Annotated in this window: 19 protein-coding genes and 2 pseudogenes; 5 read left to right on the forward strand and 16 right to left on the reverse strand. The window is 58.7% G+C overall.

Annotated elements, in window-relative coordinates; translation table 11 throughout:
* Positions 1–489: 489 nt before the first annotated feature.
* Entirely contained in the window at positions 490–1,116 is a 627-nt protein-coding gene (locus JJB99_RS32125) for an FMN-binding negative transcriptional regulator (protein WP_200500396.1), read from the reverse strand.
* Between the two features lie 170 nt (positions 1,117–1,286).
* On the opposite strand from JJB99_RS32125, the gene JJB99_RS37055 reads away from it, so the two are divergent.
* A complete protein-coding gene (locus tag JJB99_RS37055; protein WP_433995801.1) occupies positions 1,287–1,391 on the forward strand; it encodes a hypothetical protein in 105 nt (34 codons plus the stop codon).
* An 867-nt stretch (positions 1,392–2,258) separates the two neighbouring features.
* On the opposite strand, the pseudogene JJB99_RS36545 reads toward JJB99_RS37055, so the two are convergent.
* The 12 genes and pseudogenes from JJB99_RS36545 to bioB form a co-directional block, all read right to left on the reverse strand.
* Positions 2,259–2,613, reverse strand: a pseudogene (locus JJB99_RS36545) (polysaccharide deacetylase family protein); the annotation flags it as partial.
* 311 nt (positions 2,614–2,924) lie between these two features.
* On the reverse strand, positions 2,925–3,209 hold the full coding sequence (locus JJB99_RS32135; protein WP_200496150.1) for a DUF3892 domain-containing protein: 285 nt from the start codon (positions 3,207–3,209) through the stop codon (positions 2,925–2,927).
* Positions 3,210–4,720: 1,511 nt separating this feature from the next.
* The gene (locus tag JJB99_RS32140) at positions 4,721–6,640 is read right to left on the reverse strand and encodes a methyl-accepting chemotaxis protein (protein ID WP_200496151.1); all 1,920 of its coding nucleotides are present in this window, start codon (positions 6,638–6,640) and stop codon (positions 4,721–4,723) included.
* 382 nt (positions 6,641–7,022) lie between these two features.
* Complete coding sequence (locus JJB99_RS32145) at positions 7,023–7,307, reverse strand: hypothetical protein (protein WP_200500464.1); 285 nt, start codon at positions 7,305–7,307, stop codon at positions 7,023–7,025.
* A gap of 223 nt (positions 7,308–7,530) precedes the next feature.
* A complete protein-coding gene (gene panC / locus JJB99_RS32150; protein ID WP_200496152.1) occupies positions 7,531–8,382 on the reverse strand; it encodes a pantoate--beta-alanine ligase in 852 nt (283 codons plus the stop codon).
* A 19-nt stretch (positions 8,383–8,401) separates the two neighbouring features.
* Positions 8,402–9,265 (reverse strand): 3-methyl-2-oxobutanoate hydroxymethyltransferase, encoded by an 864-nt coding sequence (panB, locus tag JJB99_RS32155; protein ID WP_200496153.1) that lies wholly within the window; start codon positions 9,263–9,265, stop codon positions 8,402–8,404.
* A 394-nt stretch (positions 9,266–9,659) separates the two neighbouring features.
* Positions 9,660–10,925 (reverse strand): adenosylmethionine--8-amino-7-oxononanoate transaminase, encoded by a 1,266-nt coding sequence (locus JJB99_RS32160; RefSeq protein WP_200496154.1) that lies wholly within the window; start codon positions 10,923–10,925, stop codon positions 9,660–9,662.
* Between the two features lie 220 nt (positions 10,926–11,145).
* Positions 11,146–11,409 (reverse strand): hypothetical protein, encoded by a 264-nt coding sequence (locus JJB99_RS32165; protein WP_200298306.1) that lies wholly within the window; start codon positions 11,407–11,409, stop codon positions 11,146–11,148.
* 105 nt (positions 11,410–11,514) lie between these two features.
* Positions 11,515–12,147, reverse strand: a complete 633-nt coding sequence (gene bioD, locus JJB99_RS32170) for a dethiobiotin synthase (RefSeq protein ID WP_200496155.1) — start codon at positions 12,145–12,147, stop codon at positions 11,515–11,517.
* Positions 12,144–13,298: an 8-amino-7-oxononanoate synthase gene (locus JJB99_RS32175; protein WP_200496156.1), complete on the reverse strand. Its 1,155-nt coding sequence runs from the start codon at positions 13,296–13,298 to the stop codon at positions 12,144–12,146. Before JJB99_RS32175 ends, bioD begins: the two co-directional genes overlap by 4 nt.
* A gap of 81 nt (positions 13,299–13,379) precedes the next feature.
* Complete coding sequence (panD, locus tag JJB99_RS32180) at positions 13,380–13,733, reverse strand: aspartate 1-decarboxylase (RefSeq protein WP_200496157.1); 354 nt, start codon at positions 13,731–13,733, stop codon at positions 13,380–13,382.
* Between the two features lie 7 nt (positions 13,734–13,740).
* Entirely contained in the window at positions 13,741–14,778 is a 1,038-nt protein-coding gene (gene bioB, locus JJB99_RS32185; RefSeq protein ID WP_200496158.1) for a biotin synthase BioB, read from the reverse strand.
* Positions 14,779–14,901: 123 nt separating this feature from the next.
* On the opposite strand from bioB, the gene JJB99_RS32190 reads away from it, so the two are divergent.
* A complete protein-coding gene (locus tag JJB99_RS32190; RefSeq protein ID WP_200496159.1) occupies positions 14,902–15,537 on the forward strand; it encodes a GntR family transcriptional regulator in 636 nt (211 codons plus the stop codon).
* A gap of 154 nt (positions 15,538–15,691) precedes the next feature.
* Here the strand turns inward: JJB99_RS32190 and JJB99_RS32195 are convergent, their stop codons facing one another.
* Positions 15,692–16,126 carry a nuclear transport factor 2 family protein gene (locus JJB99_RS32195; protein ID WP_200500398.1) on the reverse strand — a complete coding sequence of 145 codons (435 nt, stop codon included), beginning with the start codon at positions 16,124–16,126 and terminating at the stop codon, positions 15,692–15,694.
* 1,754 nt (positions 16,127–17,880) lie between these two features.
* Here JJB99_RS32195 and JJB99_RS32200 point away from each other — a divergent pair.
* From JJB99_RS32200 to JJB99_RS32210, 3 genes are all read left to right on the forward strand, one after another.
* Positions 17,881–18,240 carry a Dabb family protein gene (locus JJB99_RS32200; protein WP_200496160.1) on the forward strand — a complete coding sequence of 120 codons (360 nt, stop codon included), beginning with the start codon at positions 17,881–17,883 and terminating at the stop codon, positions 18,238–18,240.
* A 99-nt stretch (positions 18,241–18,339) separates the two neighbouring features.
* Positions 18,340–19,749 carry an aminodeoxychorismate synthase component I gene (gene pabB, locus JJB99_RS32205; RefSeq protein WP_200496161.1) on the forward strand — a complete coding sequence of 470 codons (1,410 nt, stop codon included), beginning with the start codon at positions 18,340–18,342 and terminating at the stop codon, positions 19,747–19,749.
* A complete protein-coding gene (locus JJB99_RS32210) occupies positions 19,746–20,357 on the forward strand; it encodes an anthranilate synthase component II (protein WP_200496162.1) in 612 nt (203 codons plus the stop codon). The genes pabB and JJB99_RS32210 overlap by 4 nt, the downstream gene beginning before the upstream one ends.
* 304 nt (positions 20,358–20,661) lie before the next feature.
* Here JJB99_RS32210 and JJB99_RS32215 read toward each other — a convergent pair.
* A pseudogene (locus tag JJB99_RS32215) lies at positions 20,662–21,226 on the reverse strand (transposase); the annotation flags it as partial.
* A gap of 63 nt (positions 21,227–21,289) precedes the next feature.
* Complete coding sequence (locus tag JJB99_RS32220) at positions 21,290–23,317, reverse strand: AIPR family protein (protein ID WP_200496164.1); 2,028 nt, start codon at positions 23,315–23,317, stop codon at positions 21,290–21,292.
* Between the last annotated feature and the right edge of the window lie 303 nt (positions 23,318–23,620).

Raw genomic sequence — 23,620 nt, forward strand, 5'->3', positions numbered from 1 at the left:
ACGGAAACTGTCCCAAGGATGACGAAGTGCCGGGCGACATCGGCGGCTGGGTCAATAAATGCGGGGTGAAGACTAGAAAATTGCATCCGTCTTCGGGTTCAGCACCTCGACAATAATGCCTCGCCAAAATGCCCGTCCCACACCGACTATCTCCACCCCGACCGGATCGACGATCTTGCCTTTCGTCCATGTCTTGACCCAAGCCAGATCGGATAGACGGCTCCGGCTCGCTTGAGCAGAGTGAAGGCTTCCGCACTCGCCATGACGAGCGCAAAGATCCCGACCGCCCCGGCGAATAACATGCACAAACTGCCAACACGGGTGCCCAAGCCGATGCCAGACCAGGCGGACGGCCGTCTGCAAACGGTCGTGCCGCAACGTAGAACATCCCGGCTCCTGGTGTGATCGCCGCCAGGAGCGCAGCTCCCAAGAACAGCAGGAACACCTGAAACTCGACCATCATTCACCCCATCCCGGCACCGTCCAGCGTCATCCTCTCGGTATCAGAGCGGCTACGATATGATCTTCAGGGCGATCGCTCCTCGACAATCCATCGATGATGCCGGTGCGATCCGCTGCGCTGCGGTTCTGGCTCACCTTCCGTTTGGCGTCGCACCTTGTGATCGGCATGCGCAGGCCGACGATCGATTTGAGCTGCGTTTGGATGAAGTCAGCCGGAGCGTCCGCGACAGCCCAGCGGTCCTTTTGCGATTGCTCGTGCAGATCCGTCAGTCGTCTCACGACGTCGAGTAACCGGTCCGCATCGTCGAAAAACTCGACCGGGCCGTAGGCATGTACCGCAACGTAGTTCCACGTTGGCACGACCTTGTGCGTCTCCTGCTTCGTCACGTACCAGGACGGGGTGACATAGGCTTCAGGCCCCGCAAAGATGGCCATCGCCTCGCAGGAAGGCTGCAGCTTCCACTGTGGATTGGATCTTGCCACGTGCGCGTAAAGCGTGCCATTCGCACCGTCCGTCTCGTCGAGAAGCATCGGGACCGGCGTGCCGATCAGCCCCTCTTCAGTTGCAGTGACAAGGGTTGCCGAGCGGGCCTCGCGCATGGTCCGGTGAATCTCTGCGATGTCCTCGACGCGAAAGGCTGGCGGTATATACATTGCTAGAACTCCCCCGCATCCGAACACCTCGATCGGATCTTGGTGCCTGATCATCTAGGCGATACGCAGGCCACTTTGAAGGGCCAGTTTGGAGCGATATTGGTGGGCCAATCAGAGACAGGAAAGCGCTGTCATAAGCCGAATGGGGCTATGAAGCACTGAAGGCGCAGATCGATGATGGCGTCGACAGACCGCGCCACCAGCTTCCTTCGACCCGCGGCGTCGCGGCCGCGTTTGGAGCCTCTCGAATCACGATTACCGCAGCATACGAGTAGCTCCTGGCGGAAGGCTTCATCGAGACGCGCAGGGACGCCGGACCTTTGTTTCGCCTGCGCTTCGACCGGGGCGCCTGTCACGGCGCGGCGGCAAGCAGGCGTCAAGAACGGCTCGTCTATCGGCGCTCGGGCGACCGCTCCTCGAGTTGTCCGGACCGCCGATCGCGACCGAGGCCCTGCAGATCGACTTTCGCCGCGGCGATATTGCAGCTGTCCATTTCCAGAGCCTGGCCTGGCGGCGCGCTCTGACGACAGTCCTGACGGCGCCTGGTCAGCGCAGCCTGCGCTATCAGGCCCCCCGCCTCACCAGTGCACTGAGGCAACGATAGCACTTCCGCATCAGGCCCCATGCTGCTCCAAAACCTTCCCTGTCACGCGAGGAAAACTCGGCGCAGGGCGCGGACTCTGGGCGCGGATAATGATTGCGTTATCATGTGCCGCCGCGTGTCCCGCCTCGGAACATGTATGTTGGCACAACTCGTGCTAGTCTAGCGTCTACCGGGACTTTGCATCATCCTCCCGGGGCTGGAGCGACGCCGCTCGCACTCATTTCAAGCGAGCGGCGTTGTTATTTCCTGAGGGGCTCATTGCCTGAAGCACTCCCCGAGGAAAGCTCGGCCCCCTGTTTTCTGGTCGTTGCGTCAGAGCGTCGGAAGATGCTCAGCTAGGCAAATGGCTCTGTCCCAATTTGACTTGCGAGTGTCCTCATTGAGGACGGCGTCTGGCCTGTACGACTGGCGTTGATCGCGGGGCGGCGGCGATCTCGATGGCGCCTGATGCAAGAGATCGCCTTTTTGCATGCGGACGCAAGCCGCACTCTAATGAATCTGAGGGCCCGAAGCGGAACTCAAATCCGGTCGCGCGCCCTCAATGAGGAGCTCCGTCGGCGTGCTTCTGGAGGGGGGCAGCAGCCGGTACCAAGTGTACGATCCGATAGCCCTGATCGTGCAGGTAGCGCAGGAACGCGGGCATCATAGCTGCCGTCCTCCGCGCCCGCGGATCATGCAGCAGAATGATTCCCTTTGGGTGATCTCGGGTTGCTCGATCACCTTCTTCGATTCCTGCTCCGGGGTCATGTTTCCCAGTCGGCCGCCCAAAGATCGGCGCCAAAGAGGAGGATGCCACGTGACTGCAGAAGATCGAGCGCCGCAGGCGTCGAGACGAAATAGGGAACGCGAAAAAACGGCGCCGAGGGTGTTTTTGTCGATGCGCCGTTGAGCGACCGGCTTCATGGCAAAGACACACAACTGACGACCAATTCGACCAGAAAGACGCCCAAGAGGGTTTCGAAGCTGCGCTGTGTGGCGCACTGAAAACGTCGCGGTGCCTTAAGGAAAAGCCGAAGGTGAAGAAGGCCAAAGCTACAAATCGAAAAAAGAATACGATATGAGCTTCATCCAGCGAGAACTGGACCGCATCGACGCCGTCATGCGGGACGGTTTTAACCATCCCAACGCGCGGAGCTTTATGCGGCCCAGCAGGCTTTGTTTTGGGATCAGGAGCCGAACGGATTCGCTTCGCCCCTAGCTTAGATCACGGGCATTCAGGGAGCGAAAGAAGATTGTCGGGTTGAATACCGTCAGCAGTTGTCTTGATGTACTTATTCCCGTTGTGTGTGGCGACGATAACATCAACGGTGCGGCCACCTTCAGTGACAAAGAACTCCCATTCACGGGATTCGATTTCTCGAACGGTCTGATCGACCGATTGCTTCCACCGACCGCCGTCAGCGTTCTGGCCACCGACATTTTTGATCCGCTCATGCGGATTCATTCTGTCAGTTTTGTTGATGCAACGAATGCGTACGCGGTTGGCCATTCTGGCTCCTTTCAAAAATGGGTCCGACTTGACGACATGGTCGAGTCAGGAGTTATTGTCCTGCTTGTTACCGACCAACGCCTGCCGTCAGTCCCTAGCTGAATTTTGGCAGGATCGGGGGTGGCTCTTCACGGGGCGCCCCCGACTCGGTTGCAATTTGACAGTGATTCGCGCGGGAGTGCGATTGCTGCGGCTGTACCTGAGACACCGTGGTTGTTTGGGTTAGGACCCGTCCGAGGTATTGCGCTGGCATCGCACCAACGGACCACGTCAACAAACAGGCTGCAAACATCGATTTAATCATTTTCTCTCAGCCGTATACATCCAACGAACTTGTTGTCCCGTTCCAACCATAGTCATTGGTATCTGACCGGCCGGGTTCACCGGCAGCTTCGGATTGAGAGACTCTCGATCATGAAGCCGCACGCGCTCGGCACGACCAAACCAGCGCACTGGCTTCAGATCAAGGTCAACGCAAGCAGGCTCGAGCAGAGCAGCGTAATTCCGCCAGCGGTCAGTGCCAGGAGACCACCCGAGACGACGTCGTGATTTGCCATACATCGCTTTCAGTTGCGGCGAAGAACGTGAGCCCCATGATGCCTTCGGTTCGACCGGCGAACGCATAAATGATTATTCGAATCATGTGCACTATTCCTGCTGTTGTCAGCAAGACATGATTTTTTCCAGCGCGCCGAGGTGACCACGCGCGGTTTTGCAACGAAGTGGGCGTTGAGGATCTACAAGGGCGAGCTTAAGCCGGTCTGACTCTGCGGCCCGACGTGCTCGTGTGATTTAGAGGTCACGGGGTTTGCATGCCGCTTCTCAAACACTCCGGCGTGCGAGATGTTTCATAAATCCGATACTGCTACCGGAGTACGCTTTTTGCCATGCGTGGACTCATCATTCTCCTTGTGACCTGTGCAATTGCGCTGGCGGTCCATGGCCGTCACTAGGATGGTTTCGTGCCGGGACCGACCGCGCCCATGCCACTCGTCAACGGGCCCTAGCCAGCAAAATGGCGCGGGCGCATATTGCGCTGTCGGCATGCTTGAGATCTGCGACTGCTGTCCGAGTCCGCGCACGAGTGCCGTTGGGTCAACTCAGCAAACGTGCGGTATGAGTGAGCGTAGATCGGTCAAGGGACGATGACAGAGCGGGAATTATCGCTTTTGGAGAAGCAAGCTGCGGATGCTCTTCGTCGCGCACGGCGACTGCCCGCTGGTGCGAGCCGAAACGATCTTCGTCAGCTCGCTAGGGCGCTTCTTTGGCTGCATCGAAATGGCATGGAAGCTCTGGAGCAGGAGCGATCAAACATGAAACATGCACCAAGATGAGAGGAGCTACGGGTCATCCCCTGTGCAGGCGGGTACTCGAAGGATAGGAGGTGCGACGGCTTGGGTCATGCACGTGAAGCCGCTTTCGTCCGCTCCATTGCCTTAAAGCAGCTGGAGTAGTCTTCGAAAACGCATCGATGTTCCGGCTCCGGCGGCTCGTGACGTTGAGATACCAGCTTAAGCCGCTTGGACCCTCCCGAGGAAGCTGCCGAGCTCGCGCCTCAGCCGACCGCTTTCCCCTGACAGAAGTTCGGCAGACCTCAGCACCTGCATCGAAGCCCCTCCTGTCTCCTTTGCGCCGTTTGTCACTTCAATGGCGCTCGCCGCCACCTGGCTGGTTCTGGCCGCCGCTTCCTGCAAATTGGACGCGATATTCTTGCTCGTTGCTCCCTGCTCCGCGATGGAGTTGACCACGGTCACGGCGATTTCCGAAATGCGACCAACAATGACGCTGATATCGGCAATTGCGCCGACCGAGTCAGTCGTTGCCGTCTGAATGCCATGAATGTGCTCGCTGATCTCGGCGGTCGCATGCGCCGTTTGCGTTGCGAGAGACTTCACTTCGTCAGCGACAACGGCGAAACCTTTGCCGAGATCGCCGGCGCGCACAGCTTCAATTGTCGCGTTCAGCGCGAGCAAATTGGTCTGCCGCGCAATCGCGGCGATCAGCTGGACCACGCTGCCGATCCGGTCCGCCGCAGCCGCCAAACCGGCCATGCGCTGATCGCTGAGTTCGGCCCTGCGAACCGCTTCGCGCGCGATATCGGCGGCCTCTTCGACCTGCCGGCCAATGTTGGCGATCGTTGCTGCCATTTCTCCCGTCGCTGTCGCGACGAGCTGAACATTGGCAGACGCTTGCTCCGATGAGCTGGCGACTTCGACCGAGAGTTGCCGGCCGTGATCGGCGGTGCAGGTAAGGCTCCGGGCGGAGGCTTCAAGGTCTGAGGAGGCAGAGGAGACCGTATCGATAACCTTGCCCACTGCGGTTTCGAATTCGCCGGCGAGCCGAGCGATATCGGCCTGCCGCTGCTCGGCGGCGGTACGATCCTGTTCGGCCTTTGCATCGATTTCGGCTTGCGCTTTCTCGCGCGCTTTCAGCTTGAACAGTTCGACCGCTGCGGCCATCTCGCCAAGTTCATCGTTACGGCCAAGGCCTGGCAGAACGACGTCGAACCGGCCCTCGCCGAGCTGGCGCATGGCCGCCGTCATCCAAGCGACTGTCTTTGCAACGCGCCGTCCGAACAGCAACGCAAGCAGGCCAACGAGCAACGTTGCCAACCCGATCAGCCAGATCAACTTCCGCTGAATTTGTTCAGCTTGCATTTCCGCAGCCCGCGAGTGCATGTCAGCAGCGGCCATGATCTTTGCCAGCGCCGGCCTGATGCGGTCGTAGATTTGCCCGAGATCCTCGGCCTGATCGCTCAGCGCCTGCTGCGTCACCATGAACGACACAAAGCTCGACTTATATGCGCGGATCAGTTCGAGGAGCTGGGATCTCGTTTCCGCAGGTAGGCTCGCCTGAGCAAGCGCGGTTTCGAATTCCGCTTCCCGGTCAGCCAGTTGATCGCCATCCTTGTCTTCGCCACGAAGCATGAAGTCTTTCTCGTGCTGGCGCATCGTCAGCATCAAGATCGTCAGGCGTGGCTGGTTCAGGTCGGCTAGACGTTGCTCGTTGGCATGCACGGCCTTACGCAGCTTGCCCTGAAATCCATCGTCTTCGTTGAAGCCGAGATTGCGTTGCGCCGACACCACGTTTCGAAAGCGGGTCGCATAGAGATTGATCACGGACCGCAACGCGGTCGCTTCCTTGCGTGGGTCGTCGTCGGGCAGGGCCGACACAAATGCCTCGACCCGGCTCAGGTCTGCGAGCTGCTCCTCATGACTCTTCGCATGCTTCGCGATTGCCATTTCGCTCGGCTTGCGCAGGAAGTCGCTCGTGACTTGTCGTGACTCCAGGAAGCTTTGTGACAAGGATGCGACATGATCTTTGAACCTGCTGCTGTCATTCGCATCCCTCTGGACCAGGCTCGCGTAGTTCAGGGCGGCGGCGCAGAGCACACCTGTGACAACAACTCCCGAAATCCCGAGCAGTGCCATTTGGCCGCGCAACCCAATGCGGAAGGCCCGGCAACTCCGCAAGTGCCCGATAAGTCTACTCGCTACTCCGGTCATTGTACCCCGTGATGAGTTTTAAGCCCCTGGTGCGCGCTGGTTGTCGCGGGTCCCACGGGCGTGATCAGTATCGAGCAGAACGGGAGCTGGCCTGCTCTGCTCGCCGATGAGTGGCTTGCTAAGTTAGATTGATTTCGGAATTCTGAATTCGCGTTTATTGGCGCAACTTTCCTTCAGCCAAGAAGCACGCAGCCGTTCGCGTTACAAATCTCTGCATGATCGTTTTGCATCGGAGAACATGGAGACGTTGCGGTTTCGCCCATTGGACAGCCGACCGCGATGTTCAGAGAACCAAACTGGCTATCCTTCACGCCTGCCGCCACATGGTGGGCGCTTGGGAAAATGCTTCGCGCCCGATTTGTTTCAGGTCGTCGAGCGTCGTCTCACCTCTACTGGCGATTTTGGGCGCGCCGTGTCCATGCCGAACCGGCTGGTCCGCCGCGATGGACCAGTGCGCGGATCGGATGACCTCATTCCCGAGCCGCATCAAATTGCACTGCAGCCAGACCATTTGCAGCTTCTCGCGCTTGTTGCACCGAAACAATGTCTCAGCGTACGCGCCCATACGGAGTCGATAGAAATGGCTGGCCATGTCCTGCTCCTATGCCGTGCCAACAAACTGAGACGGATTTGACCACGTTATTCTTGCCACCCCGCCCAACGGTCGGCTCGTGAAACAGGGCTACGCTTTAGCCCTGCATCGTAAGAGCATCTTGATATTGATTAACGCAATTTATGCCGACAGGGCGCTTAAATTCCGCGTTCACGCAACTTTGCCGACGGATTTCACCGCACTGAATCCGCTCGAGCTGGTGCTAGGAAGTCGGTAACGCCAGTATCATATTGTCGATCAGCCGGGTCGAGCCGACGTAGGCTGCGGCACACAGGGCCGCCGGGTGGCTCAGCGGACTTTCGGCGGCCTTGAGCGTATCATGGTCGACAAGCTCAAGGTATTGCAGCCGATCGACCTCGTTCAAATGCCCTTTGGCGATTGCAAGCAGCCTTTCGACGTCGCGTTCTCCTGAGCGGAACTTGTCCGCGGCGGCGAACAGTCCACGGCTGATGGCACCAGCCCGCCGACGTTCGTCCTCGCTGAGATAGCGGTTGCGACTGCTCATCGCGAGCCCATCCGCCTCCCGGACCGTTGGCACGGTCACGATCTCGATCGGAAGATCGAGATCACGTACCATGTGACGCACGACCGCGCATTGCTGAAAATCCTTCTGTCCGAAGAACGCGATATCCGGCTGCACCACGTTGAACAGTTTGCAGACGACCGTCGCGACACCGCGAAAGTGCCCGGGCCTGAACGCTCCGCACAGCGGCTTTGCCAGGTCCCCCGGCTCGACGGAGGTCTCAAATTGTGCCGGATAGACTTCGCTGGCATCCGGCGCAAAGACGATGGCAACATCCGCATCGCGGCACAGTTTCTCATCGCGCGTGAAGTCGCGCGGATAGGTGCTGAGATCCTCGTTTGGCCCGAACTGAGTGGGGTTCACGAAGATACTGAGGACGGTGAGGTCAGATTGCGCCCGGCTGGCTTCGACCAGCGCCAAGTGACCTTCGTGCAAATAGCCCATGGTCGGCACGAATCCGACGCGTTGACCGGTCCTGCGGGCGTTTGAAAGAGCGCGACGAAGTTCGGCGACTGTCGTGATTGTCTGCATTTGTTGGCTGTACATCAGGTTAGCTGGGGGCCCAGGTTGCGATCGTCTCTGCAAGGCCCTCTGGAAGCAGATAGGACTCCTTCGGTCCCGGGAATGCGCCGCTGCGGACATCTGCGGCCCAGCGCGACAGCGCCTCCTGCAGCAGCTGAAAACCATCTGCATAGGCGCGAACGAATTTCGGCCGATGACCTTCAGTCAATCCCAGCACATCATGGAATACGAGCACCTGGCCCGAGCAATTGGGACCCGCGCCAATTCCAATGGTCGGTATCGTCAGGAATTCGGTCGCGCGCGCGGCGAGCTCCGCCGGAACGCCCTCCAGGACCAGAGCGAAGCATCCAGCCTCCTGCAGACGGTGGGCGTCATCGAGCAGGCGCAGAGCGTCATCGGCTTTCCGGCCCTGCACTTTGAATCCCCCCATGACATTGACACTCTGCGGAGTGAGACCGAGATGACCCATCACGGGAATTTCGCAATCGACCAGAGCGCGGACCATTTCGACGCGCTTCGCGCCCCCCTCGAGCTTAACCGCTGCCGCGCCACGCTGCAGAAAGCCCCCGGCGTTGCGTATCGTCTCCTCAATGCCGAGATGAAAGCTGAGAAATGGCATATCGGCAACGAGCAAGGCACGACCTCTTGTGCGCGCAACGGCATCCAGATGATGGTTCATCATGGCCATACTAACCGGCAGCGTGTTGTCGAATCCGAGGCAGACATTGCCAACACTGTCTCCGATCAGGATGACATCGACAGTGGAATCGGCGATGCGCGCGGTGACCGCGTCGTAAGCCGTGGTCATTACAATACGGCGCCCCTCCTCCTTGCACCGCTGCAGAACTGGAATCGTGACACGTTCAACAGGCTGCTCTGAAATGTGGCTCATCTTAGATCCCGACCGCTCCACTGCCCGCATCCCGGACTCGGGGTACCTACGGAAGCTGAGACAAGACTGTCAATGGCGGAGGCCAAACGGAACGGCACGTTTCCAAAACCAGCGGCGGACAGATAGAAACATCTGATGATTGCGCAATCATCAAAAGGAAAACTTTGCAGCCACCATGTCGTCACGCCGACCAGCTTTGCAGGCGCCGGGCACCGCCACGCCGGCAAGCTACCGCTCTCCGCACATCTTGTGAGTTTGCGCCGGGGTACAGCGTCGGGGACATCTGCGACAGCGGCTCGGGTCCTTGCCAAAGCCTGCGACTGGTTCAGGTTCGGCCAGCATATTCACTTTACGGCCGCAGCTGGGTTCCGTTAGACGCGCTCGAGCCGCACCCTCAACCCAGCGCATCGGCAGCATCCCTGATACCGGCATAGATTTGATCAAGATCTGCCGCCGTGACGCAATAAGGCGGCATCACGTAGATCGTGTTACCGAGTGGGCGCAGCAAGAGATTTCGGCTCTCGAAGAAGGCCAGAAGCTTCGGACCGATGCCTGCCAGATAGCCCGGATCGCTGGTTTTCAGATCGAGCGCTGTAATGGTGCCGGTCCGCCGGACGTTTGCAAAGCGCGGGTCGGCACGGAATGGCTCGATTGCATGCTCTTGCATCGTGGCGACAGACGCGACGCGCTGGCGTGCTTCCTGATCTTGCCAGATATCCAGATTCGCTTTTGCGGCAGCGCAGGCCACTGGATTCGCGGTATATGAACTCGAATGAAAGAACGTGCGGGTACGATCTTTTGAGTAATGCGCGTCGAATATCTCCGCGCGGCAGAGCGTCACTGCCAGTGGGAGCGCCCCGCCGGTGAGGCCTTTCGAATAGCAGGCGATATCTGGACTGACATTGGCCTGCTCGCAGGCGAATAGCGTTCCGGTCCGGCCCCAGCCCGTCATCACCTCATCGGCGATGAACAGGACGTCAGAGGCCTCGCAGATCCGCTTCATGTCCCTTAGCACCCAAGCGGGGTACATCAGCATCCCGCCCGCCCCCAAAATCAGAGGCTCCACAATAAAGGCTGCGGGACTTTCGTTTCGGCATGCCGACTCGAGCGCATCGAGGGTTGCCTGCTCACGGCCTTCCGCAGGGAACGGAATTGCGGTCACGTCAAACAGCAAGGGCCCGTATGCGTCATTGAACACGCCCCTAGCCCCCACCGACATCGCCCCAATTGTATCGCCGTGATAGGAATGTTGCATCACGACAATGCGTGTCCGCGGCTCGCCGACATTATTCCAATAGCCGATCGCCATTTTTAACGAGACTTCCACGCTCATGGAGCCGCTGTCCGAGAAGAAGACATGGTCAAGCCCACGGGGTGTGAGCTTCAAGAGTTGCGCCGCAACCTCCTCAGCCGGATCGTGGGTATAGCCGGCAAAGATGATCTGGTTGAGCTTGCCCGCCTGTTCCTGAATCGCCCTGACGATGTGCGGGTGGCAATGACCGTGGGTCACGACCCACCAGGATGAGATTGCATCGATGATGCGGCGGTCGTCCGCGGTGTAGAGATAAGCACCATCGCCACGCAGAACCTTTGTCATCTCGCCCTGAAGCGCGTGTTGCGTGTACGGATGCCAGATCGCGGGTCTCTTCTCTGACGTCATGGCTTGAACTCACCAGCACGGAATGAGGCCTTGAACGCGGCCTGCGGCGTGTTTGCAGCAAGAGGAAACGGCCAGGGCATTCGCCCTAGCCAGCGGACAGCCGATCGTCCTCGCAACTCGTGCTCATTGTTTCCTCCCAGGATGAAGGCATTAGCCTGGTCGACGCAGAAGCGGCGCATTGTTGCCCCTTTTACCTGCTTCGCAGATATGCCTTGCGATGCTAGCGCTGATAGTCCACATCCATCTGGCTGCCGCGAACCCATGCTCGCTTGCATCGTCGAAACACCGGCCTTGCCGCCGAAGTGAAGATCAAAAAGAACTCATCCAGCGTTGGCGGAATATTCTCAAGCAGAGCGCCATACTCGCCCGTGTTCAGAACGAGGCAGTTACCTGCGAAACAGCCGTCAACGGACATGTATCTTGCTTCGAGCGGCGGATTGAAGGGGACGCGACGAGCTTCACCATTTGCAGGGTCTATGACCATGAGCCGAGACTCAAACGAGCATTTTTGAACCCATAACGTTGGTGATGTCATCCAGAAGCGCGTGTTGCATGAACCGACGCCAGATCTGGGTTTTCTTGTTCGGCATCATGACTTGAACGTATCAGCACGAAACGACGCCTTGAATGCGATCTGCAGCGTGTCTGGCGTGAGGGGAGCAAGCCAGGGCAATCGCCCTAACCAACGCACGCGGCCAATCTCGCAAACCGCGCTCTCAGCCTCAGCATTCCGCTCCCCAATGAATGCAATCCCGAGGATGTCGATATGGCGCCTCCGCAGAGCTTCTATCGACAGCAGCGAGTGATTAATGGTGCCCAGCGCCGTCCGAGCGCAGAGCACTGCTGGAAGGCGCCATCGCTCAAAAACGTCAGCATAAACTGTGCCGAGACTCAGCGGCACCATCAGCCCGCCGGCGCCCTCGATAACCAACGGTCGCCCGCCGGTGTCTGGCACAGCGAGCGAGTCCGCATCGATGCGAACACCGTCAATTTCCGCGGAGTGATAGGGCGAAGCCGGCGTTCGAAGGCGGTGAACCTCCGGCACGATGCGATCGCCTGAAAGACTACCCAGCCGCGCGACGACTTCGGTGTCGGTTTCTCCTTCGAGGCCCGCCTGAATCGGTTTCCAATAGTTCGCGCCGAGGAGATTAGCGAGCCCTGCGGAAAAGACCGTCTTTCCGATCCCGGTATCTGTGCCTGTCACGACGATCTGCTGTCTCATCGGGCTTCACCTCTCGTCTCCTCGAACAGCGCATCGAGCATTGCACGCACGTCCTCCTCCCCGATGTTGAGGGTCAGTGAAATTCGCAAGCGGGCCGTACCCACGGGAACGGTTGGCGGTCGGATTCCGCGGATATCGAAGCCGCGAGCCTGCAATCGCGATGCGAGCCGCATCGCACGCCCATTGTCGCCGACGATATAGGGCACGATCTGCGAGGCCGAAGGACTTCGCCCGCCGCGCATGCCGATCTCCCGATGCGTGAACGCGACCAGCTTGGCCAAACGCTGCTGCCGCTCGGGTTCCTGCTGCAGGATAAGCAGGGCCTCCCGCACGGCAACGGCCATCAATGGTGAGGGTGCTGTGGCGAAGATAAACGGGCGACAGCGATTGACCATGAAGTCGCGCATGTCCGTTGAGGCAGTGACAAGCGCGCCTGCGGCGCCCAGCGCCTTGCCGCAGGTATGAACAACCAGCAGATTTCCTTGCCCCTCATAGGAGGCGGCAAGTCCTCGTCCCAGCTCCCCGTAGACGCCTGTGGCGTGGGCCTCATCGACCATCAGGAACCCGTCGTGCCGGCCGGCGATAGCGACGAGGTCTTCGAGCGGCGCGAAGTCGCCATCCATGCTATAGAGACTTTCAACCACGATCCAGACGCGGCCCATTCCGCCCTGGGTACGCCAGTCGCGGATTGTGTTTTCGACCGACTGAGGATCGTTGTGGGCGCTTATGCGAAAGTCAGCCCGGCTAGCTCGCGCACCTTCATGGATGCTCGCGTGCACGAGAGCATCGAGAACGAGTAGATCGCCGCGCTGCGGCAATGTTGTCAGAAGAGCGAAATTTGCGACATAACCGCCGCCAAAGAAGAGCGCCGTCTCCGCCCCAAAAAACTGAGCCGCTTCTGCTTCGAGACGTTCGTGCTCCTCGCAATTGCCGCGCAGAAGCCGCGACCCACCGGCTCCGATCGGGGTGCCGGCCTCGAGCGCCGCAAAAACTGCCTTTTTCATGCGCGGTGCGCTCGCAAGCGCAAGATAGTCGTTCGATACAAAATCGATGCCTTCGCGCGGCCTAAGGCGGCGCAGCCGGTCATCCTCTTTCAGGGCATGCAACGCCGCGACATAATCGGCGACCTTGGCCGTATGGATCGAGCTCATTCACCCCTCCCAGGGTCGCCATCAATCATGCAAATTCAATTGGCCGCCAGGACAATGGCTCCAGCATCGGCCTGTCGGCTTTCAACCCGGTAGGATGCGGTTCTCCCGGTCAACCCGCACAACGCGTGGCCTGAACGCTTTTGCTTCCATCTCATCAAAGACGGCATACGCAACGATGATGACCTTATCGCCAGGCATCGCTAGTCGCGCGGCCGCACCATTGAGGCCTATCATGCCGGACCCCTTGGGTGCCTCGATCACATAGGTGGCAAAGCGTGCGCCGGTGTCGATGTTAAAGATTTCGACGCGCTCGTTGATCAGGAGTCCCGCAGCGTCCAACAGCAACCGATCAATCGAAATCGAGCCTTCATAGTGCAGATCGGCTTCAGTGACCGACGCGCGATGGATTTTGCCTTTCATCAACGTAATCTGCATTTTTTACCTACATTGAAGTTTGCGCGCAGCGCTCGCGACCCTGTTTCGCTGAAGACAGCCCGGACGTGATGCCGAGCCGGTGCAGCAAATTCGTGTCGCGATCGGCATTCGGATTCTTCGTCGTCAACAGCACGTCGCCGAGGAAGATTGAATTTGCGCCAGCCAAAAAGCACAGCGCCTGCAGTTCATCGCTCATGTATTGACGTCCAGCGGACAACCGCACCACGCTCTTCGGCATCATGATGCGGGTCGTCGCGACCAGACGCACCACCGCGATCGGATCGGGACGCTCTGCAGTGTCATTGACCGGCACGCCCTTTACCTGGTTCCACAGGTTGATTGGCACGCTTTCCGGATGGCTGGGGAGATTGGCGAGCAGGATGAGCATGGCGAGGCGATCCTCGACGAGCTCACCCATACCGATAATGCCGCCACAGCAGACCTTGATGCCCGCCTCGCGCACATGTGCCAGCGTGTCGATCCGGTCCTGTAAGGTGCGCGTGGTGATGATCTTGCCGTAGAACCGCGCGGAGGTATCGACGTTGTGATTATAGAAGTCGAGACCGGCCTCTGAGAGCTGTGCCGCCTGCTTCGGCATCAGCATCCCGAGCGTGACGCAGGTCTCCATGCCGAGACCCTTGACCGCACTGACCATCTCGCAGACCTGATCAAGATCGCGGTCTTTTGGACTGCGCCACGCCGCGGCCATGCAGAAGCGGGTCGCTCCCGCATCCTTGGCACGCTGCGCGGTCGCGACCACATCGGCGCGATTCATCAGGCGGGTGGCTTTCAGCCCAGTGTCGTAGTGCGCGCTCTGCGAGCAGTAGCCGCAGTCCTCCGGACAGCCGCCGGTCTTGATGCTGAGCAGGCTTGCGGTTTCAACGTAGTTTGGATCGAAGTTGGCGCGATGAACGCTCTGCGCCTGAAGCATCAACTCGGCAAACGGCAGTCCATAGAGTGCTTCAGCCTCGGCGCGGTTCCAGCTTCTGCAGGCCTGCGCGCTGTTGTTTCCGTCGTTTCGCTTCACGTCCATAGCAGCAACCATAAGAGCCGCGCTCCCATCCGCGGTTAATCATAGATAATGCGAGCGATTATCTATGATAACGAGTCTCGACCAATGCTAGAGGATGTCCTAAGTGAACGCATTCGTTTTTCTGGTAGATAATCTATGGTGATGAACGAGAACACGACGGTTGCCGGCCGCATCGCCGACTCGATCGGTGAGCGCATTATCACCGGCGCGCTGCAGCCAGACGCTCCGCTCCGGCAGGATCATGTCGCGCGGCAATTCAATTCCAGTCACGTTCCTGTCCGCGAGGCCTTTCGGCAGCTGGAAGCCCAACACCTCGTCGTAGCTCGGCCCCGTCGCGGCGTGCGGGTTGCTCCTCTCGACACCAAGTCGGTGAAGGAGATCGCCGAGATGCGCGCCGCACTCGAGGTGGTCGCATTGCGCAATGCCGTTCCAAAGCTGACGTCGGCCCATTTGGCACGGATCGAGCTCGCTCTCATTGAAGGAGACAATGCCGAGACAATCGAGGATTTTGAAATGGCCAACCGCGCCTTTCACCGCGCGCTGGTTTCGCCCTGTGCGATGCCGCGCCTCCTCGCCAACCTCGATGGACTGCAGCTTGCAAATTCGCGCTTGGTGTTCGCAATGGCGCGAAGTGCCGGCTGGCGACCGCGGTCCAACCAGGATCACCGGCTGATTCTGCAGGCATTGCGATCCCGCAACGTCGATCAAGCCTGCAACCTGCTCGCGCGTCACATTCAAACCATTGAGCGCCTTGCCCTTCCCGCCTCCTGACTGGAACAGCCTTCCGGTCCGTCTACGAAGTTGTCTACGTTGACGCCGATCGTCATCATCACCACGCGATGAAGACGCGATCGCGTCCGGCGTAAGCATCGCGCACCCGCCATCGTCGACCCCTAGAGGGAGAGACCCGCTGACGCGCCTCACCTCAGTTTGTCATCTTCGGGAGATGAATTTGCCGGCCGAGGGCCTGCTCGACGAGATCAAAGGTGTCGACGAGCACACGCATGCTGATGAGCCGGCCGGCCTTGAACTGGGCGAACTGCGCCACGCGCAGCGAGATGGACTTGTCGGATTGGCGCACCGTCAGGGAACAGCGCAGCATGGAGGCTGCGGAATCGACGCCGAGCATGGTGGTGTCGCGTTCGAAACGGCGAATCTGGACATTGTCAGAGATCTCCCGGATGACGTCGAGCACGGCGCGCTTGCCGTACCGAGTGCCGAGAAATGGAAACATGTCGATCGGACCGTAGATCGTCCAGTCGACCTCCTCGTCGAGGAGGGCCTCGATGTCCTCAAGATGCCGGTCGTTGATCGCGCAATGCAACGTTCGCGAGAAGCGCCAGAAGCTATGCTCCGCCATTTCGGTTGTTCCTGACACCAGCTTGCAATAACGGAGCTGCTTCTCTGTCGTCTGTATCGACCTATGAAGCTCGGCGGATCTCATTGCGATGGGCTGGGGCCACCTCCGTAGCGTCGCCACAGGGGCGAGCCAAACGTCCATGTTCCCGCGCGGACAGTGTTGGACAGCTCTACGGCCATGAGCTCCCCCATCCGCAAGGCTGCAAGTGACATCGAATACCAGTAGGATGGTGCAAACGACGTCATGAATTCGAGCGGCAAAGCGTGAAGCGTCGGGGCATCCACTTCGGCACATGACGTTTTGAGCCAAGGCATCAACAGGCTCCTGGCTTCGTAGCGTAGGTAGCAATCGTAACCACAGTACGGCCTCTGCGTCGACACGTCCCGCAGGTACCCGGTGCCGAGAACTTTCGCGCATGCGGTGCAGATCGCCCTGTTAAGCGGGGCCCTGTGATTGACCAATACGAACTTCATAATGGAGATCCACGCCTTCCCTGCGGTCGGTGCGCAGTTCGCGAGATTGTCGCGCGCTAGTCGACGTCAATGATTTCGGCGCCGCAGTAAACGTGCGGCACTCCGGGCCGCAGCAGGAGGCGCGTTCTCAGCCGCCGCTGACCGCTCAGGCGGCGGGTAATCGCCGTAACCAATTGCTGTCCGCTTCGCAACGGGACTTGAAGTGCTCAACGCACCTCTTTGAGCAGAGGGCGGTTCGCGAAGAGTAGTAACGAATAAGGCCAAACTTTCCGGCGCAAATGGCGCACCGTTTGACGGTGTTGCGCTGAAGTTTTTGATGGTCTTTGGACATGTCAGTCTCCAATTCCTGCATCTCCCATTGCGCGTTGGAGGGCTCAGGCTTGCGACGCGTGGCGGGGCGGGACGGGACGGGACGGGACGGGACGCGACGTAGCTCAATCCCGCGTCGCGCTTCGGTATCCATTTCCGCTTGCACTCGTTGCTTTGACCTTGACCTGCGCCCCTTCTGATTGGGCACCGTGGATAAGCGCAAAGTTTATCTCTTTGTTTTAGAATAAATTCGTCAATCTCCTTCCCGCCGGCGCATACGTCATGCGATGTTTCTGTATTTGGCGCAGAAATTCATCGTCGAAATCGACTATTGGGTTGGGCATCAGGGCCGTACTGCAGACGATCGGTTGACATCCGACCAGCTGAGGCCGGTCGTAAGCTGTTTCTGGAACCTCTAGAGTGGCTGCGCGCGACGGCTTATCGAGGACGACGTCTCGAGCGTGTCGCCCAGGCCGCGGCCGCCCCGATCGCGATTGGTCTCGACAAAGCTGGAGCGCTCACGTGCCGCGCCATCAACCGCCTCAAAAGACCATGTGGGTTGCACCTCATGAGCGGCTATTGCGTCCCGGAGAATCGGGTTGTGCTCGTGACTACCGCGAAGCGCATGGACGAAGGATGAATTCACGCTGCAGCTTCGTCCACGCAGACCCCAACAAGAGGAACTGCAAGGCTGATGGCGTGTGTGGGCTGGCTTGAGACGGCTTCACCCTGACACCGAGGCAAGCATGACCGCGTGAGTGCCGGCGACTCACGTCGTGGGATCTGGAGCGCGCGCGCTGGCCGCTGGGCCTGGACTGCGGTCACGTGCCGCAAATGGAGCCCGCTTGACCACGGGCAGAAGCTCCCGCAGTGAAACCATGGCGGCGATTGCGACGCGCTGCGGTAATGTTGCAGCGGGCTCAATGCCAAGATAATTATGCGCCGACTTGCGATATCAACACAGGGCCATTCATGATTCGTCACATCGTTTTGTTTACCGCCAAGGATAAGGCCCGGATCGACGAAATGATCGAAGGCCTGTCGGTTCTCACCACAATCCCACATGCACGCCTGCTGGAGGTTGGTCGCAATCGCAAGACCGACCAGTTCGGCAACGATATCGACGTTGTGGTCTACGGTGAGTTCGACAACGAGAGGGAACTCGCAGCCTACAAGGCTCATGAGCTATACCAGGAATCGATTAGCCGGGTGCGACCGCTCCGTGAGCTGCGGTTTGCCGCCGATTACACCGTATCAACGGATGCGCGCTTCGCCTCAACGGCAGCAACAGGTCAGGTCGCTCGGCGCCTCGAGCCGACTGGCGGCGGCTAACCTGACAATCGGCCTCGATGGTCTTCGGGTCCCAGACGAGCGCCTCTCGGTTGAGTCGGGATCACAATCTGAGCACATCTCACAGCACGCAAGTCATCGGTGATTGACAACCCAGTGCATGTCCGCGAGCTGCAGTGGATCGAGCCCGTCACGGCGATGCGACGTCTGGCGCATCGACCGCAGCTGACGTTTCTCGATAGCGCGGCAACGCATGAATTGCTCGGCCGTTATTCATATCTGAGCTGCGACCCGTTCGGTACCTTTATGGTCGCGGACGGACAGGCGAGTTGGAACGGAGAGGCTCTTGAGGGCGACCCGTGGGAAGCTCTTCGTGCCCTTCTCGCCAACTATTCGCAAGAGCATCGCCCCGATCTCCCCCCGTTCCAGGGAGGCGCGGCCGGCTTCCTTGCTTACGATCTAAACAGGACGTTAGAGCACTTGCCGACGTCCGTAATTCCCGGCCAGGGATTGCCCCAATCGCTCCTGCATTTCTATGACGTAGTCGTGAGCTACGACCACCGGCACAAAAAATGCTGGATCGTTTCGACCGGATGGCCGGAGCAGGATCCTATACGCCGCGCAGAGCGTGCACACCGCCGAGCTGACGAATTTGCATCTCTCCTTGCCCGCGCAGAGACGCCGCGGGATGCATCCTCCGGCAGCGTGGGCGTGTGGCATTCGAACTTCAGCCGCGATGACTATATTGCTGCGGTCAATCGCGTCATCGGCTTGATTCTGGCCGGAGACGTCTTCCAAGCCAACATTGCGCAGCGCTTCAGCGCCAGGGTATCGACTTCCTTCGACCCTCTCACCTTTTACTGCCAACTACGATCATCAAACCCCGCGCCCTTTGGAGCGCTCCTGCGCTATGGCAAGCTGACCGTCGCATCGAGCTCACCGGAGCGTTTCCTAAAGCTTGGCGGAGGTCGGGTCGAGACGCGCCCCATCAAGGGCACGATCGCGCGTTCCGCTGACTGGAAGGAAGACAGATGTCGAGCTGAAATCCTCATTACGTCTGAAAAGGACCGCGCCGAGAACGTTATGATCGTCGACCTCCTGCGCAATGATCTGTCTCGCGTTTGCACTGCGCCTTCGGTCGAGGTTCCGGCATTGTGCAACCTCGAATCATATGCCTCGGTGCACCACCTCGTGTCGGTCGTTACGGGTGAACTTGCAGGCGACCAGGACGCCGTTACCTTACTTCGCGCTTGCTTTCCCGGCGGCTCCATTACCGGAGCACCAAAGGTGCGCTCGATGGAAATTATAGCGGAAATCGAGCGTGTGGCACGCGAGCTCTATTGCGGAGCGATCGGCTTCATCGGCTTTAACGGCCGCATGGATACAAACATTGCGATTCGCACTGTAACGATCGATGGCGATGCGGCTGTCTTTCATGCAGGCAGCGGCATAACGGCGATGTCGGATCCAGAGGCCGAATACGAGGAGACGCTCGCCAAGGCGGAGCGCATCTTCGATGCGTTTCGTGCCGAACGAACGGGTGCATTTTGATTGTCATCATCGACAATTACGACTCCTTCGTCTTCAACATTGCCCGCTATTTCCGCAACCTTGGTGAGGAGGCGGAGGTGGTCCGGAACGACGCGATCAGCGTCACTGACCTTGTTGGCCTGAAGCCGCGCGCAGTGGTCATCTCGCCCGGTCCCTGCACTCCCCTTGAGGCCGGCATATCCACCGCCGTCGTTCGCGAGCTTTCAGGTCGCGTACCACTTCTCGGCATTTGCCTCGGACACCAGTGTATTGGGAGTGTTTTCGGCGGAGGCGTGGCGCGTGCACGTCGCCCTATGCACGGTCGGCCCTCGTATGTCACGCATGATGGCCGAGGGCTGTTCGAGGAGCTCCCATCCCCCCTTCGCGTCGGGCGCTACCATTCTCTTGTTGTTGAGTTCGATGAGGCTTGCGCGCCGCATCTCACAGTGACAGCGCGTTCGGACGAAGGCGAGGTCATGGCACTCGCGCATCGATATCAACCAACGTTTGGTCTGCAGTTCCACCCGGAATCGATACTCACTGAACAAGGCCACGTGCTGCTTATGAACTTCCTACGCCTGACGGAGGCTTCCTGGGCGAGCATCGAGCCGGCTGTCGAATTGCTATGAGGGCCTCGGTCGCGAGTCGATCTCGCCGCAACCGATGACGCTCGGGCGCGAAGTAGTACACATCTTCAGGCCTGATGCCGATGCACGGTGGGGTGCAGCAAAGATTCGTGCGGGACGCTACTCAGGGCTGTGACCAGCTTGGCACGAAGCGAGTTAGTGCGCCATCCATGAACCATCAGAACGGCTCGGCAAACGTCTTATTTGCCTGTGTCTGTACCGGCATCCATTAAGGCGATGGTGATCTCGCGCCATCGTGAGAGCCCGATGAAGGCGTACACCGACGGGAGTGACGGTCTAGCGCCTCGCTCGGCTCCTGTCGGTCGGCCGTGCCAAGTTGGCTCAGATAGCGCGCGACGCTCTCCTCCAACTGAGCACGCCGCCGCTCCACCTTCGCGCGCGTAAAGTTCCTGTCCTGGTTGTTCACGACCTTGAACTTGCTCCCATCGCTGGCGACGCTCGCCGTCGTGAAAAGGCCCGTCCTGTGGCTAAGCTCGACAAAGCGCGCACAGACCTTACGCAGGCCCAGGCTGTTGTCTTTGCGGAAGTCCGCGATCGTCTTGTGATCGGGAGCAAGCCGACCCAGCAGCCACATGACGTGAATGTTGCGTTCGGCCTCTCGTTCCAGCCGCGGGCTTGACTGCACCCGGTTCAGATAGCCGTAGATGTAAAGCTTCAGGAGAACCGAGGGTGATACGACGGCCGGCCAGTTGCCGCCGGCGCAACTCCGCCGAAGCACCTCTCGGCCAGATCAAGCGCATCGGCAAACTCGTCGATAGCGTGAATAGGGTTGTTCTCGTCAGTGAAATCATCGAAGCATTCAGGCAGCAGCTTCCGTTGCCCACGATCCGCCCCTCAACGAAACGCCTCATCAATTCCCCCTCAGAATGAGGGGAGAATCATAACAGCGGCACTCTGTTTTCACACAGCCAGGGTCACAAGCGGTCATTTTTCATTTTTTCATTGTCCGGGTTGTCGGATGCGAGGGATGCAGCCGTAGTTTCATCTGTGATGGGAGATCCGGCCCCATCGTACAAGATGCCGTTCACTTGCTTCTTACGGCGTCCAGAATCCACCAGTTGTGTAATCGCTCGTTGAACCCTATAGCCGGACACCTCCAGCTTAGCGGCCACTTCAAGGTGAATGTTCTTGAACCACGGCTGGGTAGGCAATAAAGTGTCTACTTGATCGACAAATTCATGCGATAGCCGGGAAGTGTCATTCCGCTGTGCTTCTCTGAAGCTCCAGCTCGACTCATCGTGTTTTAGAGCCTCGATGCCCGGCAGCGAATGCAGAGCTCCGAACTCTTTGCAAACATCCTTGCAGAACGCTGCACTCGGCTCCTGACGAAGCGAGCTTAATCGTCGTTGCTCGACAAAGCGGAAGCATACGTCCATCAGGCCGTTATCGATTTTGTCCAGATCGATTTTTTTGCAGAACTCAGATGCAGAGAAACTGAACCGACCAATTATCTTGGAGACGTACAACAATGCGATGAGCCCGCGCCAACTTCTTAGCGCGCGTTCGCCCCAGCCTTCTCGCGCCCCGAGCATCTCACGTTCGGCAGCTTTCAAAACTAGCACGAGACGAGGCCACATTTCGATTGGCGCGCTCTCCGAAAAAACCTGTTCGTAGCGTTCTTGATTTCGCATGAAGCGTGATTTAAGCCGTGCCGCTCGTGCAGGCTGCTTCATGATGATCGCCACGTATCCTGCGGCAACGTACATTGGAGTTACAAATCTCTCCGGCGGCTTTCCGATGTTCCTGTAGTAGTTTTTGCGACGCTCATAGTAGAAGTCGTGGCGTTCGAGAATTTGTTCAATGTCTCTTTGAATCTTGTCCGTCGCGTGCAGGGCGGCCTGTTCGATGGCGCTTTGATTATTCGTCGCGCGGATGATTTGATCGCGCAACTGCTCCTCGCCGGAGACGATTATCTTTATAGACACGGTCCTGTCAGCTGATCGGCTCGAGCCAGAGCGAAAGTGTCGATATATCGACTCGGTCGTCTGCAGACCGTTAACAACCTGGATGTCTTGCATCATCATGTTCTTGCCCCCACGTATGACCGCATTGGTGGCGAGGATGGTCACCCCATTGTTCAGCCAGAGAAAGTCAGGTCCATTCTCGTCGTCGAGCGAGGCCGCGATGTCGAGGTTGACCTTGTTCTCTCCCAAATAGTCGCGGACATTGGAATCGAACAAATACCGTCTGAGATTACCCTGCGCATCACAGATGAAATTGTAGTAATCGATAAGCTTGGCAATCAAGATATAACCACCGGCCGGCCCCGCCAGATGATCTTGAAATGGCAGCTCTAATGTGAATTGTTTGACTTGTCGGTATCGCTCTATCAGTTCAGTCGAACCCATGAACGTGAAGGTTGCGACGGTGTCGCTGAAGAAGCTGGCCGCGAGGTGACGTATTTGCTCCGCGCGAGCGCTGACACTTTCGCCGATCTTGCCGGTGTCACCTCGCGAACCATATACAAAATTGAGAGTGATTTTGGGATTCGTTATTGCGAGCTTCTCATAGGTGCGAGCCAACAAGCTGCGCGCCTTCAATAGCTCGGCCGAATATTTACCCTTGAAGTTTGTTGCACCAATCGAAAGATCGAACAGCTCCTGGATGGTCGCCAGCATGTTGTTCAAGGTCTGCTCTTTGAATGTATCGTGATGCTTGCAGCTAATCACGACGACATCGACTTGCGCGTTGGACCGGGGCCACGCTGCGGTCGTATCGGAGACCAGATGGCCATTGACGAAAATGAAAAAGCCGTCGATGCCGCCATCATGCTGGCCGTCCACCCAGCCCGCTTCCAGCTCTTCGTCTGATAAGTCGTATTGCTTCAGGATTTGCTCAAAGCTGAAATACTCAAAAACCTCGCCTACATCGTTCGAGGGCTTCTTGTCTGCCAATCTCTGGGCGATGATGCCGTCAATGAGGATGCTATCGTTCTTTGCCATGGGTTCCGCAGTATGGTGGTGTTGTAGCAATCAACCGCGACTCGTGGTTGAAAGCAATAGCCAACGTCCGCATGGGGTCACAACCTGCCCTATTGACGGCCCGTCCACCTATGTCCGCTATCTGCATAAGCGGGGCGCGTTCGTGGCGCTGCTACCGAACAAGATTAGTGCGGCCAATCCGGCCTCAGTGTGGTGGCCGGTAGGGGGGTGAGGAATAGGACGTTAGGAGAGTCTTATGACGGACAAGGATCAAGCTTGCCTATCTGCGATCACTCCACAGCGTGCTTGCAGCAACTCTTCCCG

It is taken from the genome of Bradyrhizobium diazoefficiens (genome assembly GCF_016616235.1).
GTDB lineage: Bacteria > Pseudomonadota > Alphaproteobacteria > Rhizobiales > Xanthobacteraceae > Bradyrhizobium > Bradyrhizobium diazoefficiens_H.